Consider the following 16818-nt stretch of genomic DNA (forward strand, 5'->3'; position numbering starts at 1 on the left):
CGTGGAACGTATCTACATCGGTATGGGCAGCAACCTGGCAGCCCCGCAACAGCAATTGCGCAGCGCTCTGGAGGCCATGGCGAAATTGCCTGGCACCCAGCTCGCCGGTGTGTCGGCCTTCTATCAAAGTGATTCCCTGCTCCCGGGCCAACCGCGCTACACCAACGCGGTTGCGGCCCTGGACAGCGATCTCGCGCCACTGGACCTGCTCGATGCACTTCAAGCCATCGAGAATGACCAGGGCCGCGAGCGCCTTGAGCGTTGGGGCCCACGCACGCTGGACCTGGACATCCTGCTGTTCGGTGATCGCCTGATCGACGAACCGCGCCTGAAGGTGCCGCACTACCAGATGCACCTGAGGGCGTTTGTGTTGTACCCGCTGGCCGAGTTGGCTCCAGGTACCCTGCAACTGCCTGACGGACGCCACTTGAGCGACCTGCTCAGCGCCTGCCCATTCGTCGGTCTGGAACGCTTACCTCTGTAGGAGCGAGCTTGCTCGCGAAAATCGTCAACGATAACGCGCACAGCCTGATTAAACCCGGTGCCTATTAGTTTTTCGCGAGCAAGCTCGCTCCTACAATCGCGTCAGTAACAGCGGTAACACCGCCTTCGTAACAATGCGGTAACACATCCAATTGACTTCCCGTGTCCTCCTCACGACTATAGGCGTCCCGCTGCCGCCAACCCGGCGCTACAGGGCGCAATCCAGGCCTTATAAGCACTGCTTTCAAGACAGTGCGCCTGTATAAACGAAGACTCACGCGCGTTACTCGCTGTTTCCAAGCGCCTGAACGAGGACCCTTTTCATGCCAGACATTACCCTGACCACCTTGCAGAGCCTCAAGCTCAAAGGTGAAAAAATCACCATGCTGACGTGCTATGACGCCACCTTCGCCAACGCCTGTTGCCAGGCCGGGGTTGAAGTGTTGTTGGTGGGCGACTCCCTGGGCATGGTTCTTCAAGGGAATGACAGCACCCTGCCCGTGACCACCGATGAACTTGCCTACCACACCGCCAGCGTCAAGCGTGGCAACGACGGCGCCTTGATCATCGCCGACCTGCCGTTCATGGGGTACGCCACGCTGGAGCAAACCTTCCAGAACGCCGGCAAGCTGATGCAAGCCGGCGCCCACATGATCAAGGTCGAAGGTGCAGTGTGGTTGGCCGAGTCGATCCGGCTGCTGGCTGAACGCGGCGTACCGGTATGCGCGCACATGGGCCTGACACCACAGTCAGTGAACATCCTCGGCGGCTACAAGGTACAGGGCCGCAATGAAGCCCAGGCGCGCCAGATGCGCGCCGACGCAATCGCCCTGGAACAAGCCGGTGCTGCGATGATTGTGCTGGAGTGCGTGCCCAGCGAATTGGCCGCAGAAATCACCCAGGCCGTCAAAGTGCCGGTGATCGGCATTGGCGCCGGTTCCGCCACTGATGGCCAGGTGCTGGTGCTGCATGACATGCTCGGCCTATCGATGACCGGCCACGTGCCGAAATTCGTGAAGAACTTCATGGCCGGCCAGGACAGTATCCATGCAGCCCTGAGCGCTTACGTCAGCGAGGTCAAAGCCGTCACCTTCCCGGGCATCGAACACGGGTTCTCGGCATGAACACCGTTAAAACCCTACGTGAACTGCGCGCCGCGGTTACCCACGCCCGCAGTGCCGGCAAACGCATCGGCTTTGTGCCCACCATGGGCAATCTGCACAGCGGCCACGCAACCCTGGTGACCAAAGCCGCGCAGCAAGCGGATTTCGTGGTGGCGAGCATCTTCGTCAACCCACTGCAATTCGGTGCCGGTGAAGACCTGGACAAATACCCGCGCACGCTGGCCGCCGATCAGGAAAAGCTCCTGCAAGCCGGCTGCAACCTGCTGTTCGCGCCCACCGTCGAGGAAATGTACCCAGGTGGCATGACCGGCCAGACCCGCGTCAGCGTTCCACAGCTGTCCGAAGGCTTGTGTGGTGCCAGCCGCCCAGGGCATTTCGAAGGCGTGGCCACGGTGGTCAGCAAGTTGTTCAACATGGTCCAGCCGGACATCGCCGTATTTGGTCAGAAGGATTACCAACAACTGGCGGTGATCCGTGCAATGGTCCATGACCTGAACATGCCGATCCAGATTATCGGCGAGCCCACCGTACGCGCAGAGGATGGCCTAGCGCTGTCATCGCGCAATGGTTACCTCACCGAGGAGCAACGCGCCGTCGCGCCAGTGCTGTACCTCGCCCTCAACCAGATAGCCACGGCCATCAAAGGCGGAGACCGTGATTTCGCCAAGCTGCGCGCCGAGCAGATCCAACGCATTGAAGCCGCCGGATTGCGCATGGATTATCTGGAAGTACGCCAAGGTGTGCACCTGCGTCCGGCCACGGCGCAAGACCGTGATGTGGTGATTCTGGTCGCTGCTTATCTAGGCACGACACGCCTCATTGATAACCTGCACCTGAACCTCGCCTGACCCGTCTTTAATCCACAACCTGTTGCCCCGACCGCCGTGCCGGTATAAAAAAGTACCGGCCACAGCGCAGACAAAGCCAAGACATATCGACACGCTAGGTTTAATGTAATCGCCCTGCGCTACGGTTAGCGCTGTCTGGAACCCAGTCCTTGATATAAGACTGGATGTTCCGGGCTTTGAAGTGTCCTAAAGGCAGTCCCCGTAATAAAAGGAAACCCGCAGCGATGGCGTACTACCGCACCCCTCATGACGTTACCGCGCTGCCCGCCTGGCAAGCGCTTACCCAACATCGCCAAGCCATGCAGGATTTCAGCATGCGCGAGGCGTTCAATGCCGATCCCCAGCGTTTTTCCCAGTTCACCCTGAGCAGCTGCGGACTTTTCCTCGATTACTCGAAAAACCTGATCACCAGCGAAACCCGCGACCTGCTGGTGGGCCTGGCCAAGGAAGTGAACCTCAAAGGCGCGATCGACGCGTTGTACGCCGGTGAGCCGGTCAACTCCTCCGAAGGCCGCCCTGCCCTGCACACCGCCCTGCGCCGCCCGGTGGGCGACAAGCTGTCGGTCAACGGCGTGAACATCATGCCGGACGTGCACAAGGTGCTGAACCAGATCACTGACCTGGTCGGCCGCATCCACGACGGCCTGTGGCGTGGCTACACCGAGAAGCCGATCACCGACGTGGTGAATATCGGTATTGGTGGCTCGTTCCTCGGCCCGGAGCTGGTCTCCGAGGCCCTGCTGTCCTACGCCCATAAAGGGGTGCGTTGCCACTACCTGGCGAACATCGACGGCAGCGAGTTTCATGAGCTGACCATGAAGCTGCGCGCCGAGACCACGCTGTTCATCGTTTCGTCAAAATCCTTCAACACCCTCGAAACCCTGAAAAACGCCCAGGCTGCTCGTGCCTGGTACCTGGCCCAGGGCGGCTCGGAAGCCGAGCTGTATCGCCACTTCATCGCCGTTTCGAGCAACAACGCTGCGGCCGTGGCCTTCGGGATTCGCGAAGAAAACATCTTCCCGATGTGGGACTGGGTCGGCGGGCGTTACTCGCTGTGGTCTGCCATCGGCTTGCCAATTGCCCTGGCCATCGGCATGTCCAACTTCAAGGAATTGCTGTCTGGTGCCTACACCATGGACCAGCATTTCCAGAACGCCCCGTTCGAAGCCAACATGCCGGTACTACTGGGCTTGCTCGGCGTGTGGTACGGCAACTTCTGGGGTGCGCAGAGCCATGCGATCCTGCCGTACGACCATTACCTGCGTAACATAACCAAGCATTTGCAACAGCTGGACATGGAATCCAATGGCAAGAGCGTGCGCCAGGATGGCACGCCGGTGTCCACCGATACCGGCCCGGTGATCTGGGGCGGCGTAGGCTGCAACGGGCAGCACGCTTACCACCAGTTGCTGCACCAAGGGACCCAACTGATCCCGGCCGACTTCATCGTGCCGATCGTCAGCTTCAACCCGGTGTCCGACCACCATCAGTGGCTGTACGCCAACTGCCTGTCCCAGAGCCAGGCCCTGATGCTCGGCAAGACCCGCAGCGAAGCCGAAGCCGAGCTGCGCGAGAAGGGCCTGCCGGAAGCCGAGGTGCAGAAGCTGGCACCGCACAAGGTGATCCCGGGCAACCGTCCGAGTAACACCATCGTGGTCGAACGCATCAGCCCTCGTCGCCTCGGCGCGCTGGTGGCGATGTATGAGCACAAGGTGTTCGTGCAAAGCGTCATCTGGGGCATCAACGCCTTCGACCAATGGGGCGTGGAACTTGGCAAGGAGCTGGGCAAGGGCGTGTACAACCGCCTGACCGGCGCCGAAGAAACCTTGGCAGATGATGCCTCGACCCAGGGCCTGATCAACTACTTCCGCGGTCGCCACCGCGGCTGAAGCTGGTCTCAAGGCCAACGTGCGTTTGGACGTTGGCCTTGAACCCACCTGCCACAGGGTGCATCTTTATTACTTGTCGCAAAAACAAGAATAAGGATCGCTCATGTTCGATATCAGCACGTTCCCCACCGCCGATGCCGTCCGCCGGGCTGCGCAGCTCAGTCAAGAGGACTACCAGCGCCTCTATCGCCAATCCATCGAACAGCCGGACACCTTCTGGGCCGAACAGGCCAAGGGCTTTCTCGACTGGATTACGCCTTGGCACAGCGTCCAGCAGTCAGACATCAAGACCGGCGCCGCCCAATGGTTTGCCGGCGGCCAACTGAATGTCAGCTACAACTGCATCGACCGTCACCTGGCAAAGCGCGCCGATCAGCCCGCCTTTATCTGGGAAGGCGATGATCCGACAAAGTCCTGCAAAATCACCTACCGCCAACTTCATCAAAACGTCAGTCGCCTGGCCAATGTATTGAAAAGCCGTGGCGTGAAAAAAGGCGACCGCGTGTGCATCTACATGCCAATGATTCCGGAAGCGGCCTACGCCATGCTGGCCTGTACGCGAATTGGCGCGGTGCACTCGGTGGTGTTTGGCGGTTTTTCACCTGACGCCCTGCGTGACCGTATTCTCGACGCCGATTGCCGTACCGTGATTACCGCCGACGAAGGCGTGCGCGGAGGTAAGCCCGTGGCATTGAAGCAAAATGTGGACAAAGCCCTGGCCAGTTGCCCGGATGTCAGTACCGTGCTGGTGGTAGAACGCACCGGGGCCAGCGTGAACTGGAACGAGGGCCGCGACCTGAAGTATCAGGCCGCCCTGGAAGCCGCCAGCGACAGCTGCCCGCCCGAGCCGATGGATGCCGAAGATCCGCTGTTCATCCTCTACACCTCCGGCAGCACCGGCAAACCCAAGGGCGTGCTGCACACCACCGGCGGCTACCTGCTGCAAGCGGCGATGACCTTCAAGTACGTGCTCGATTATCAAGAGGGCGAAGTGTTCTGGTGCACCGCCGATGTCGGCTGGGTCACCGGCCACAGCTACATTGTCTATGGCCCGCTGGCCAATGGCGCGACCTCGCTGATGTTCGAAGGCGTACCGAGCTACCCGGACAGCTCGCGGTTCTGGCAGGTGATCGACAAGCACCAAGTGAATATTTTCTATACCGCGCCCACCGCATTGCGCGCCCTGATGCGTGAAGGCCACGGTCCGTTGGAGAGTAGCTCCCGCGCCAGCTTGCGCTTACTCGGCAGCGTCGGTGAGCCGATCAACCCGGAGGCCTGGGACTGGTACTTCAACGCGGTCGGCGAACAGCGCTGCCCGATTGTCGATACCTGGTGGCAGACCGAAACCGGCGGCATCATGCTCAGCCCGCTGGTCAGCGCCCAGCGTATCAAGCCGGGCTGCGCCACCCAGCCAATGTTCGGCGTACAGCCGGTACTGCTCGATGAGCAGGGCAAGGAAATCAGCGGCGCCGGCAGTGGCGTGCTGGCGATCAAGGCCAGCTGGCCGGGGCAGATTCGCAGCGTCTACGGCGACCCGCAACGCATGATCGACACCTACTTCAAACCCTATCCCGGCTACTACTTCACCGGCGACGGCGCGCGGCGCGATGAGGACGGTGACTACTGGATCACCGGGCGGATCGACGATGTGATCAACGTATCGGGCCATCGCATCGGCACTGCCGAGGTGGAGAGCGCCTTGGTGCTGCATGACCAGATCGCCGAAGCCGCTGTGGTCGGCTACCCCCACGACGTCAAAGGCCAGGGCATCTATGCCTTTGTGACCCCAATGAACGGTGTCGAGCCCAGCGATGCGTTGAAAAAACACCTGCTGGACCTGGTCAGCAAGGAAATCGGCAGCTTTGCCAAGCCAGAACTGATCCAATGGGCGCCTGCCTTGCCGAAAACCCGCTCCGGCAAGATCATGCGGCGCATCTTGCGCAAGATCGCCTGCAACGAACTGGACAGCTTGGGAGATACCTCGACCCTGGCCGACCCGAGCGTCGTAGACGGTTTGATCGACAAGCGCCTGAACCGATAGGAACACCCGAGTCGCCATGGAATTTATCCGCAGCCGTATCGAAACCCAGTTGATGAGCCTGACCGGTTTGTCACTGGGCCAACTGGACCTGGAGAATCCGAAGGGCGATCCGGGCCTGTTCGGGCCGGGCTCGGTCAGTTGGCAAGTGCATGGCGACTTCAGCAGCATGCTGATCGGCGGCATCAGTGCGTTGATGCTGCAAGCCTTGCACCCACTGGCCTTGGCCGGCGTATGGGACCATTCGAACTTCCGCCAGGATATGCTCGGACGTTTGCGACGAACCTCGCAGTTCATTTCCGGCACCACCTTCGGCTCACGCAAGGATGCAGAGTGGCTGATCGAAAAAGTGCGCACCATTCACCTGCAGGTGGTCGGCCACGCGCCGGATGGGCGACCTTATGCGGCCAGCGATCCAGAGCTGCTGACCTGGGTGCATGTGGCCGAGGTAAGCAACTTTCTCGCCGCTCACCTGCGTTATCGCAACCCCCGGCTTTCGGGTCGCGACCAGGATCGCTACTACAGCGAAATTGCCCTGGTCGCCGAACGCCTGGGCGCGCGGCATGTGCCGCGTTCACGCCAGGAAATTTCGGATTATCTGGTGCGTATCCGCCCGCAACTGCTGTGCGACGAGCGCAGCCGTGAAGTGCTGCGCCTGCTGCTCGATGCCCCGGCCCCGAGCACATTGGCCAAACCCTTCGGCAGCCTGATGATGCAGGCCGGGATCGACCTGCTGCCCGACTGGGCAAGCGCTATGCTTGAACAGCACCAGAGCCCGCTGCAACGCCAGATGATTCGCGCCGGGGTCAAGCGCAGCGCACCATTGCTGCGTTGGGCGATGCGTAACGGTTCGGTACAACGCGCCCATCGGCGGATGGGGTTGATGTAGGTAGCGAGCCATAGCTGTTAAACTCCGCGGCCATATTGCCCTCATTTACCGCAAGCAAGGCGCGCTTCATGACTCCCTTGAATCAGGCGCTGCGCGCCGCCCTCGATTATCGCCAAGACCTGATCAACCAACTGCACGTCCAGGGTACGGACTGCTATCGGTTGTTCCACGGCAGCCAGGAAGGTGCCGGTGGCCTGACCATCGACCGCTACGGTCCGCAATTACTGGTGCAGAGCTTCCACCAGTCTCTGGAAAGCGCCGACCTGCTGGACCTGCACCAACTGGTCAACCAGTACATGGGCCTGGAATTGCTGCTGGTGTACAACGACCGCGCCCGCGGCAACTCACGGATCGACCGCGAAGACACGGTATACCGCGCAGAGCCTGCGGCATTGGAAGACCTGATCGGCCACGAATGGGGCCTAAACTATCGTGTGCGTGGACGCCATGCCGGGCAAGACCCGCTGCTGTTCCTCGACTTGCGTAACACCCGTGGCTGGGTCAAGGACCACAGTGCCGGTAAAAGCGTGCTGAACCTGTTCGCCTACACCTGTGGCGTAGGCTTAAGCGCGGCGGCAGGCGGGGCACGCGAGGTGTGCAACCTGGACTTTGCCGAAGGCAACCTGGCGGTTGGGCGTGAAAACGGCCTGCTCAACCCGCAGTTGCCAGCAATGGATTTTGTGCAGTCTGATTACTTCCCGGCGATTCGCCAACTGGCGGGCCTGCCGATCACCCAGCGTCGCGGCCAGAAACTGCCGAGTTATCCACGCTTGGAACAGCGCCAATATGACTTGGTACTCCTCGACCCTCCCGCCTGGGCCAAGAGCGCCTTCGGCACCGTCGACTTACTGCGCGACTATCAGAGCCTGCTCAAGCCCGCGCTGCTGGCCACCGCCGACAATGGCGTGCTGATTTGCTGCAACAACCTGGCGAAGGTCAGCATGGATGACTGGCGCGAGCAGGTGCTGCGTTGCGCAGAAAAAGCCGGTCGCCCTGTACGTGACTGGCAAATCATGACACCGGGAGCCGACTTTCCATCGAGAGACCAGCAACCGCCATTGAAGACACTGATCCTGCATCTGTAGGAACTTTCCCAGCACCCACGGTTCTTCGGAACCGAATTCCCGTGCCATACTCCAAGGCACTCTCGTTCGACATAGATGGCGTCACCCATGCCCAAAGGATTGATTCGCGCCGCAGGCGCCTTGTTGACCGCCCTTGCTTTGTACAGCTTGCTGGGCTTTCTGATCTTACCGGGCATTGCCCTTCGCATTGCCAACCAACAGTTGGCCAACTACGCCACGGTGCCAGCGCGAATCGAGCGCATCGAGCTCAACCCGTTCAGCCTCGAACTGACATTGTGGGGCCTGAAGATCGGTGAGCCGGGCAAAGAACAAGTGGGTTTCGAGCGCTTCTACGCCAACCTGCAAGTGGACAGTCTCTGGACCCGCGCCCTGCACCTGGCCGATGTGCAATTGGACAAGCCCAAGACCGAACTGCTGTTCGACAAATCCGGCCAACTTAACCTGGCGCAGTTGTTCAAGCTGCCACCGAGCGAGCCGACCCCAGCCGATCCCGATGCCAAGCCGTTCCCACTGCGTATCGACAGCATCAAGCTGGCGGGCGGCAACCTGCACTTCCAGGACCTGCGCCCCAGCGAACCCATCGAATTTCTTTACGACAAACTCGACTTCGAGTTGAAAAACCTCAGTACCTTGCCCGAAGACAACGCCGACATGACCCTGGTCGCCGCGGGCCCTGACGGTGGGCAGATCGACTGGAAAGGTAATTTCAGCCTGGTGCCGATCACATCCGAAGGCACCTTGAAAGTCACCGACGGCAAGATGAAAGCCTGGTGGCCCTATGTACGTGACGCCTTGCCCCTGGTGCTGGAAGACGGTGTGCTCAACTTCAGCACCGACTATAAATTCAGCCTGGCCAAAGAAACCGAACTGAACCTGACCAACACCGCCGCCAGCATCGCGCCCTTTGCAATCAAGGCGCCGGATGGCCGGCCATTGGCCCGCCTGGAGCGCCTGGACGTCAGCGAAACCACGGTAGACCTGGCCAAGCAGCAGGTGGTTGTCGGCAAGATTCGCAGCAACAAGCTGGAAACCTGGGCGGCCCGTGAAGCCGATGGGCAGTTGGATTGGCAGAAACTGTTTGCCAGCCAGCCGAGTAAACCAGCCACGGCACCGCAACCGGCCACTGCGCCGGCCACTGCCGATGCCCCTCAAGCGCAACCGGCAGCCCCGAGCAAACCCTGGCAAGTGCTGCTCAAGGACGTGCAACTGCGTAACTACCAGGTGCACCTGGCCGATCGCCAGGCCAAACCTGCGGTCGCGCTGGAGCTTGGCCCATTGAATGTCGATGTGCAGAACTTCGACAGCCTCAACCAGAGCCCCTTTACCTTGAAGGTCGACACCGGCCTGGGCAAGCAAGGCAAGATCCAGGCGACTGGTGAGGTTAACCTCAACCCCGTCAGCGCCAAACTGAAAGTGACCACCCAGGACATCGATCTGCGGGTCGCCCAGTCCTATATCAGCCCGTTTATTCGCCTGGAACTGCGCAGCGGCATGCTGGGCAGCAACCTGGATGTGAACCTCAAAAGCACCGAGCCTCTGGCCCTCCAAGTCACCGGCCGCGCCCAGGTTGATCAGTTGCATACCCTGGACACCCTCAAGACCCGCGACTTCCTCAAGTGGCAGCGCCTGGTGCTGGAGGGCGTGAACTACCAGCACGGCCAAAGCCTGTCGATCGACAAGGTCAACCTGCTGCAACCCTATGCGCGCTTCATGATCAACGACGATCGCACCACCAACATTGATGACCTGCTGGTTCCACAGCCGGCAGACAGTGGCAATAAGTCGGCCGCCAAACCCGCAGCCAGCAACGAGAAGCCCCTGGGCATTCATATCGGCCAGATCGCAATCAACGATGGTTCGGCCAACTTTGCCGACTTCAGCCTCACGCCCAACTTTGCTACCGCGATTCAACAGCTCAACGGCCAGATCGGTACCATCGACAGCCGCCAGGCCAAACCGGCCAGCGTCGACATAAAGGGCAAGGTGGACCGCTACGCGCCGGTGACCATCAAAGGCAGCGTGAACCCGTTTGATCCGATGGCGTCGCTGGATATCGCTACCAGCTTCAAGCGTGTCGAGTTGACCAACCTGACGCCTTACTCAGGCAAGTTCGCTGGTTTCCGTATCCGCAAGGGCCGCTTGAATCTCGACTTGCACTACGTCATCACCAAGGGCCAGTTGAAGGCTGAAAACAAAGTGGTGGTCGAACAACTGCAACTGGGTGAAAAAGTCGACAGCTCCGACGCGGTGGACTTGCCGATTCGCCTGGCGGTTGCCCTGCTCAAGGACTCCGATGGCAAGATCTCCATCGAACTGCCGGTGAGTGGCGACTTGAACAACCCACAATTCAGCGTAATGCCGATTGTGTGGCAGACCCTGCGTAACCTCGTAGTACGGGCAGCAACAGCGCCGTTCAAGTTTATCGGCGGGTTGGTGACCGGTGGCGGCTCGGAAGACCTGGGCAATGTGTCGTTCGACGCCGGCTCCAGTGAGCTGAACAAAGATGCCGAAGGCGCTTTGAACACCCTGGCCAAGGCGTTGAAAGAGCGCCCTACCCTGCGCCTGGAAATTGAAGGCACGGCTGCCGCAAGCAGCGACGGGCCGTTCCTGGCCGCAGAACGGCTGGAACGTGAATACCAATACAACTACTACAAGATCCTCCAGCGCCGTGGCGACAAAGTCCCGGCCCAGGCCTCATTGCTGGTGGTGCCAGAGAAGGAAAAGGCCCCACTGCTGGAAGGCATCTATCGCACCCGCTTGAAGCAGCAGCCACCGGCCGAATGGAAAGACCTGGGCAGCGATGAGCGCACGGCGAAACTCAAGGACGGCGTGATCAAGTTCTGGAGCGCCAGTGATGTACTGTTACGCAAACTGGGCCAGGACCGCGCCAGCACGATCAAGGATTACCTGGTGGACAAGGGACAGCTGGAAGACGACCGGGTGTACTTCATTGATGCGCAGCTGGGGCAGGCGGAGAAAGATGGTCGTGTCATCACCCCAATGCATCTGGATGCTGAGTAACCTGAAGCTCGCGCAATTCTAAATGCGGGAGGGGCACGCGCTAATGCCAGTCAGTTAAGGCTTTTTGTAGGAGCGAGCTTGCTCGCGAAAAACTCACAGGCACAGCGCTCATTCAGGAAGCACGCGTTATCGTTGACGTTTTTCGCGAGCAAGCTCGCTCCTACAGAGGGCGATATTAGGGTAACCCCCCTCCCATATTCTCATGCCGCGCTTGGCCAGCAATTGCGCCCTAGAATAGAACAGGCCCCGACACAAGTGTCGGGGCCTGTAATGACCACATCCGTGTGGTCGGTCGCATGAACTCCAGAGGTGCATCGGGTGGATATCTAACTCACCCTAAGCCGCCGCCATCTAGTTCAGACGAAAAGGGCGCGTTACTCAGCTTTCAGGCCATCGGCCGATACAGCTTTAACGCCTTTGATTTTCTTGGCAATTGCGACTGCAGTTTCTTTCTGCGATGCAGTTACAGCAGTCGCGGAAGACAGGGAAACCACACCTTTGTTGGTCTCTACCTTGATATCGGTACCAGGAATACCTTTTTCGGTAACCAGGTCAGCCTTCACTTTAGTAGTGATCCAAGTGTCGCTGGTCGCGCCTTTGGCATCAGCAGCCGCGCCTTTGGTTTTATCAATACCGTCAGCTTTGGTAGCGCCGCCAGCCAGCAGGCCGTCAGCAGAAACAGCAGTTACGCCTTTGATTTTCTTGGTAATGGCTACAGCGGTCGCTTTCTGCGAGTCGGAGATAGCTACATCGGAGGAAAGGGAAACCACGCCTTTGTTGGTTTCTACCTTGATGTCGGAACCAGGAATGCCTTTCTCAGTCAGCAGATCAGCTTTTACTTTGGTAGTGATCCAGGTATCCGAGGTGGACTCTTTGGCCTTGGTCATTTCACCAGCCGCCAGAGTCATAGGGGCCTGGGAAGTCTGAGCAAAGGCCACGCTAGCACCCATGGCCAGTGTCAGAGCGGTAGCAGTAGCGAGAGCGAACTTCTTCATACGAGTAACTCCTGTTTTATTAAAAGTCTGCGGCGTGTGGACCTTGATGCTGCAGCGTTAACAGGGATATTGCAGACGGCGTGCCAAGTCAAAAAACCGAAATAACCCCTTATAAATCAACTAGTTAAAAAAATACCCTATTTTCGAAATCGTGCAACTTGCATGAAACTCGCTGCACCTGCATGCAAGTTGCGGTTTTTGGCGATGGGCTAAATGGCTGATTTTGCTTAATTTTCCAGTACCCATAAAAAAAGGACTCCGAAGAGTCCCTTTTCCAGCCTGAACTACGGGTGATTAAACGCCCGAAGCCTTGGCTGCTGCTACGTCCTTGATGGACAGCTTGATACGGCCGCGGTTGTCCACGTCCAGTACCAGTACTTCGACTTCCTGGCCTTCTTTGAGAATGTCGGTCACTTTCTCAACGCGAGCGTCGCTCAACATGGAGATGTGAACCAGACCATCCTTGCCCGGCAGGATGTTGACGAATGCGCCGAAGTCGACGATGCGCTCAACCTTGCCGACGTAGATCTTGCCGATCTCTGCCTCAGCGGTGATACCCAGGACGCGCTGGCGTGCAGCTTCAGCCGCTTCCTTGGTTTCGCCGAAGATTTTGATCGAGCCGTCGTCTTCGATGTCGATCGACGCCTTGGTCTCTTCACAGATCGCACGAATGGTCGCGCCGCCTTTACCGATAACATCACGGATTTTGTCGGTGTCGATTTTCATCGCGATCATGGTCGGAGCATTTTCCGACAGTTCGGTACGGGACTGACCAATGATCTGGTTCATCTGGCCGAGGATGTTCAGGCGCGCTTCCAGGGCTTGGCCCAGGGCGATTTCCATGATCTCTTCGGTGATGCCCTTGATCTTGATGTCCATCTGCAGCGCGGTAACACCTTTAGCGGTACCGGCTACTTTGAAGTCCATGTCGCCCAGGTGGTCTTCGTCACCCAGGATGTCGGTCAGGATGGCGAACTTCTCGCCTTCTTTAACCAGGCCCATGGCGATACCGGCAACCGGTGCCTTCATCGGCACGCCAGCGTCCATCAGTGCCAGGGAAGCACCGCAGACCGAAGCCATGGAGCTGGAACCGTTGGACTCGGTGATTTCCGATACCACACGAATGGTGTACGGGAACACATCGGCAGCAGGCAGCATCGCAGCAATCGAACGACGAGCGAGACGGCCGTGACCGATTTCACGACGACCGGCACCACCCATGCGACCACACTCGCCCACCGAGAACGGAGGGAAGTTGTAGTGCAGCATGAAGGGGTCTTTTTTCTCGCCTTCCAAGGTGTCCAGCAGCTGTGCGTCACGGGCAGTGCCGAGGGTTGCTACAACCAGTGCCTGGGTTTCACCACGGGTAAACAGCGCTGAACCATGAGTCTTCGGCAGAACGCCGACTTCGATGTTCAGCGGACGTACAGTGCGAGTGTCGCGACCGTCGATACGCGGCTTGCCGTTAACGATGTTTTCGCGAACGGTGCGGTATTCGATTTCACCGAATGCAGCTTTGACGTCGCTGGCGGAAGGCTGGCCTTCTTCACCGGACAGCTTGGCTACGACCTGATCCTTCAACTCACCCAGGCGAGCGTAACGGTCAGCTTTGACGGTGATGGTGTAGGCGTCGGAGATCGCAGCACCGAACTCGGAGCGGATAGCGCCCAGCAGGTCGGTGGCTTCCGGGGCAGCAGCCCAGGCCCAGGTCGGCTTGGCAGCTTCGGCAGCCAATTCCTTAACTGCGTTGATCACAACCTGGAACTCGTCGTGAGCAAACAGTACGGCGCCCAGCATCTGGTCTTCGGTCAGCTCTTTGGCTTCCGATTCAACCATCAGTACGGCTTCGGAAGTACCGGCAACGACCATGTCCAGGCTCGAAGCTTTCTGCTGCTCGTAAGACGGGTTCAACAGGTAACCAGTGCTCTCGTGGAAAGCAACGCGAGCGGCACCAATAGGACCATCGAACGGAATGCCCGAGATAGCCAGGGCTGCCGAGGTGCCGATCATCGCAGCGATGTCCGGATCGGTTTTCTTGCTGGTGGAAACCACGGTGCAGACGACCTGCACTTCGTTCATGAAGCCTTCTGGGAACAGCGGACGGATCGGACGGTCGATCAATCGGGAAGTCAGGGTTTCTTTCTCGGAAGGACGGCCTTCGCGCTTGAAGAAACCGCCAGGGATCTTACCGGCAGCGTAAGTCTTTTCCTGGTAGTGAACGGACAGAGGGAAGAAGCCTTTGCTCGGGTCAGCGGTCTTGGCGCCAACCACGGTCACCAGTACGGTAACGTCGTCGTCAACGGTAACCAGCACTGCGCCGGAGGCTTGACGGGCGATACGGCCTGTCTCGAGGGTAACGGTCGACTGACCGAACTGGAATTTTTTGATAACCGGGTTCACGGTGTCCTACCTTCTTTGTGGCTCTTGGGGGAACTTGTCTTCTTGCGAAATTCTTGGGCAATGTCGGGAATCGGCCCAACCCTTGTCCAGGGGTAAAACGTGTATCCAGATAAAACTTGAGGCTGGGAGCCTACCATGGGCCAGCGGGAATCCCACTGACACACGGCAGACAACCAACCTCTAGCGCAATCGCTGATTAGCGACGCAGACCCAGGCGACCGATCAGAGCCTGATAGCGACCCAGATCCTTGCCTTTCAGGTAGTCCAGCAGCTTACGGCGCTGGTTTACCATGCGGATCAGACCACGACGGGAGTGGTGATCTTTACCGTTGGCCTTGAAGTGACCTTGCAGCTTGTTGATGTTGTGGGTCAGCAGTGCAACTTGCACTTCTGGCGAACCAGTGTCACCAACAGCTTGCTGATAGTCAGCTACGATTTGTGCTTTTTCTTGAACGTCGAGAGCCATGAGGCAATCCTTTTTTTCAGGAAACCACCCAAAGGGTGATCTCAATAGGCCGAGGGCATACCCCCGTATCTATAAATGAGAAGTGACCATGCCTATTAACAGCCACCCTCGTTCGGTCATTCTGACCGAATCAGTCGACGTGGCGCGATGCGCCCGTCTTCGCTCACTTCACCGATACCGATAAAGCGACCGTTATGATCCTGTACCCGCACCATGCCGAACTTCGGGGCATCCGGGGCGCGTACCGGCTGGCCGTTGAGCCAGTAGAACGCGCTGTGCTCCGAGAAGTGCAGCAATGGCCAATCGAGCAAACCGCTATCCGATGGCATCAGGAAGCGATCAACTGCTTCGTTGCCGCCTTCGGCATGCACGGCTTCCAACTCTTCCAGCGTCACCGTCTGGGCCAGGCTGAAAGGGCCGGCCTGGGTGCGTCGCAGTTCTGCAACGTACGCACCGCAGCCGAGCTTTTCACCAATATCTTCCACCAGGGTACGGATATAGGTGCCCTTGCTGCAGTCCACGGCCAGGCGGGCAGTGTCGCCTTCACAGGCGAGCAATTCCAAGCGCGCAATAGTAACAGAACGCGGTTCGCGCTCCACTACTTCGCCCGCACGTGCCAGCTTGTAAAGTGGTTGTCCGTCGCGCTTGAGCGCCGAGTACATCGGCGGTATCTGACTGATTTCCCCGCGAAAAGCCGGTAAAGCAGCTTCGATATCAGCACGACCAACGGTCACCTCGCGAACCTGCAGAACATCACCTTCGGCGTCGGCCGTGGTGGTGGTCTTGCCCAATTGCATCAGGGTTTCATAACCCTTGTCGGAATCGAGCAGGTATTGCGAGAACTTGGTGGCCTCGCCAAAGCACAACGGCAACACGCCGGTGGCCAGTGGATCAAGGCTGCCGGTGTGCCCTGCCTTCTCGGCATTGAGCAACCAGCGGACCTTCTGCAGTGCGGCATTGGAGGTAAAGCCAATGGGCTTGTCGAGCAGAATGATGCCGCTGACATTGCGACGGATACGTTTGACCTGAGCCACCGATTACTCCTTGGCGTCTTCAGGTGTGGACGGATGCTGGCTGTCTTCAGCCACGGCGCGTTCGATCAGGGCCGACAGGTGCGCGCCACGCACGACGCTTTCGTCGTAGTGGAAGTGCAACTGTGGAACGCTGCGCAGCTTCATTTCACGGGCCAACTGCATGCGCAGGAAACCTGCGGCCGAGTTGAGCACCTTGATGCTTTGTGCGATTTCTTCGCTGTTGTCCTGCCCCATCACGGTGATGAAGATCTTGGCGTGACCTACGTCACGGCTCACCTCGACAGCGGTGATGGTGACCAGGCCAACGCGGGGGTCTTTGACTTCGCGACGGATCAGTTGGGCCAGCTCACGCTGCATCTGATCGCCGATACGCTGGGTACGGCTGTATTCTTTTGCCATGTCTTGTTACCTGTTACTGCCACACGGTGAAACCCGTGGGGTCTGAAAGCGGCAAACGCCCGGCCTGACAAAAGCCAGACCGGGCGTTGCGTTTAGAGTCCTGACGCTGCGCGGGGCATTTGCATGCCCACACGCTGCGTGGCTCCT

General features: G+C 59.0%; 13 protein-coding genes. 8 read left to right on the plus strand and 5 right to left on the minus strand.

What is annotated here, in order from left to right:
• The first annotated feature begins 1 nt into the window (after position 1).
• The 8 genes from folK (at position 2) to QYQ93_RS24695 (ending at position 11377) form a co-directional block, all read left to right on the plus strand.
• Positions 2–484 (plus strand): 2-amino-4-hydroxy-6-hydroxymethyldihydropteridine diphosphokinase, encoded by a 483-nt coding sequence (gene folK, locus QYQ93_RS24660; protein WP_043050610.1) that lies wholly within the window; start codon positions 2–4, stop codon positions 482–484.
• A gap of 322 nt (positions 485–806) precedes the next feature.
• A complete protein-coding gene (gene panB / locus QYQ93_RS24665) occupies positions 807–1607 on the plus strand; it encodes a 3-methyl-2-oxobutanoate hydroxymethyltransferase (RefSeq protein WP_043050611.1) in 801 nt (266 codons plus the stop codon).
• Positions 1604–2455, plus strand: coding sequence for a pantoate--beta-alanine ligase (gene panC / locus QYQ93_RS24670; RefSeq protein ID WP_338475664.1), 852 nt, complete (start codon positions 1604–1606; stop codon positions 2453–2455). The genes panB and panC overlap by 4 nt, the downstream gene beginning before the upstream one ends.
• Positions 2456–2679: 224 nt before the next feature.
• The gene (gene pgi / locus QYQ93_RS24675) at positions 2680–4344 is read left to right on the plus strand and encodes a glucose-6-phosphate isomerase (protein ID WP_043050613.1); all 1665 of its coding nucleotides are present in this window, start codon (positions 2680–2682) and stop codon (positions 4342–4344) included.
• 103 nt (positions 4345–4447) lie between these two features.
• Entirely contained in the window at positions 4448–6385 is a 1938-nt protein-coding gene (gene acs / locus QYQ93_RS24680) for an acetate--CoA ligase (protein WP_338475665.1), read from the plus strand.
• Positions 6386–6401: 16 nt separating this feature from the next.
• Positions 6402–7271, plus strand: coding sequence for an oxygenase MpaB family protein (locus QYQ93_RS24685; RefSeq protein ID WP_338475666.1), 870 nt, complete (start codon positions 6402–6404; stop codon positions 7269–7271).
• Positions 7272–7339: 68 nt separating this feature from the next.
• Positions 7340–8356, plus strand: coding sequence for a class I SAM-dependent rRNA methyltransferase (locus tag QYQ93_RS24690; RefSeq protein WP_338475667.1), 1017 nt, complete (start codon positions 7340–7342; stop codon positions 8354–8356).
• A gap of 87 nt (positions 8357–8443) precedes the next feature.
• Positions 8444–11377 (plus strand): DUF748 domain-containing protein, encoded by a 2934-nt coding sequence (locus QYQ93_RS24695; protein WP_124421777.1) that lies wholly within the window; start codon positions 8444–8446, stop codon positions 11375–11377.
• Positions 11378–11751: 374 nt separating this feature from the next.
• Here the strand turns inward: QYQ93_RS24695 and QYQ93_RS24700 are convergent, their stop codons facing one another.
• The 5 genes from QYQ93_RS24700 to rbfA form a co-directional block, all read right to left on the minus strand.
• Complete coding sequence (locus QYQ93_RS24700) at positions 11752–12372, minus strand: BON domain-containing protein (RefSeq protein WP_043051762.1); 621 nt, start codon at positions 12370–12372, stop codon at positions 11752–11754.
• Between the two features lie 294 nt (positions 12373–12666).
• The gene (gene pnp, locus QYQ93_RS24705; protein WP_043051763.1) at positions 12667–14772 is read right to left on the minus strand and encodes a polyribonucleotide nucleotidyltransferase; all 2106 of its coding nucleotides are present in this window, start codon (positions 14770–14772) and stop codon (positions 12667–12669) included.
• A 196-nt stretch (positions 14773–14968) separates the two neighbouring features.
• A complete protein-coding gene (gene rpsO / locus QYQ93_RS24710) occupies positions 14969–15238 on the minus strand; it encodes a 30S ribosomal protein S15 (protein WP_003176135.1) in 270 nt (89 codons plus the stop codon).
• Positions 15239–15354: 116 nt separating this feature from the next.
• The gene (gene truB, locus QYQ93_RS24715) at positions 15355–16272 is read right to left on the minus strand and encodes a tRNA pseudouridine(55) synthase TruB (protein WP_043051764.1); all 918 of its coding nucleotides are present in this window, start codon (positions 16270–16272) and stop codon (positions 15355–15357) included.
• A 3-nt stretch (positions 16273–16275) separates the two neighbouring features.
• Positions 16276–16671 (minus strand): 30S ribosome-binding factor RbfA, encoded by a 396-nt coding sequence (gene rbfA / locus QYQ93_RS24720; protein ID WP_003176137.1) that lies wholly within the window; start codon positions 16669–16671, stop codon positions 16276–16278.
• Between the last annotated feature and the right edge of the window lie 147 nt (positions 16672–16818).

Origin of the sequence: Pseudomonas khavaziana (assembly GCF_036704165.1) — a bacterium.
Lineage (GTDB): Bacteria > Pseudomonadota > Gammaproteobacteria > Pseudomonadales > Pseudomonadaceae > Aquipseudomonas > Aquipseudomonas khavaziana.

What these genes read in the sequence shown, in the direction of transcription:
- panB (WP_043050611.1), top strand. Translation starts at nt 807, where the DNA reads ATGCCAGACATTACCCTGACCACCTTGCAGAGCCTCAAGCTCAAAGGT.
- panC (WP_338475664.1), top strand. Translation starts at nt 1,604, where the DNA reads ATGAACACCGTTAAAACCCTACGTGAACTGCGCGCCGCGGTTACCCAC.
- pgi (WP_043050613.1), top strand. Translation starts at nt 2,680, where the DNA reads ATGGCGTACTACCGCACCCCTCATGACGTTACCGCGCTGCCCGCCTGG.
- acs (WP_338475665.1), top strand. Translation starts at nt 4,448, where the DNA reads ATGTTCGATATCAGCACGTTCCCCACCGCCGATGCCGTCCGCCGGGCT.
- QYQ93_RS24685 (WP_338475666.1), top strand. Translation starts at nt 6,402, where the DNA reads ATGGAATTTATCCGCAGCCGTATCGAAACCCAGTTGATGAGCCTGACC.
- QYQ93_RS24690 (WP_338475667.1), top strand. Translation starts at nt 7,340, where the DNA reads ATGACTCCCTTGAATCAGGCGCTGCGCGCCGCCCTCGATTATCGCCAA.
- QYQ93_RS24695 (WP_124421777.1), top strand. Translation starts at nt 8,444, where the DNA reads ATGCCCAAAGGATTGATTCGCGCCGCAGGCGCCTTGTTGACCGCCCTT.
- QYQ93_RS24700 (WP_043051762.1), bottom strand. Translation starts at nt 12,372, where the DNA reads ATGAAGAAGTTCGCTCTCGCTACTGCTACCGCTCTGACACTGGCCATG.
- rpsO (WP_003176135.1), bottom strand. Translation starts at nt 15,238, where the DNA reads ATGGCTCTCGACGTTCAAGAAAAAGCACAAATCGTAGCTGACTATCAG.
- rbfA (WP_003176137.1), bottom strand. Translation starts at nt 16,671, where the DNA reads ATGGCAAAAGAATACAGCCGTACCCAGCGTATCGGCGATCAGATGCAG.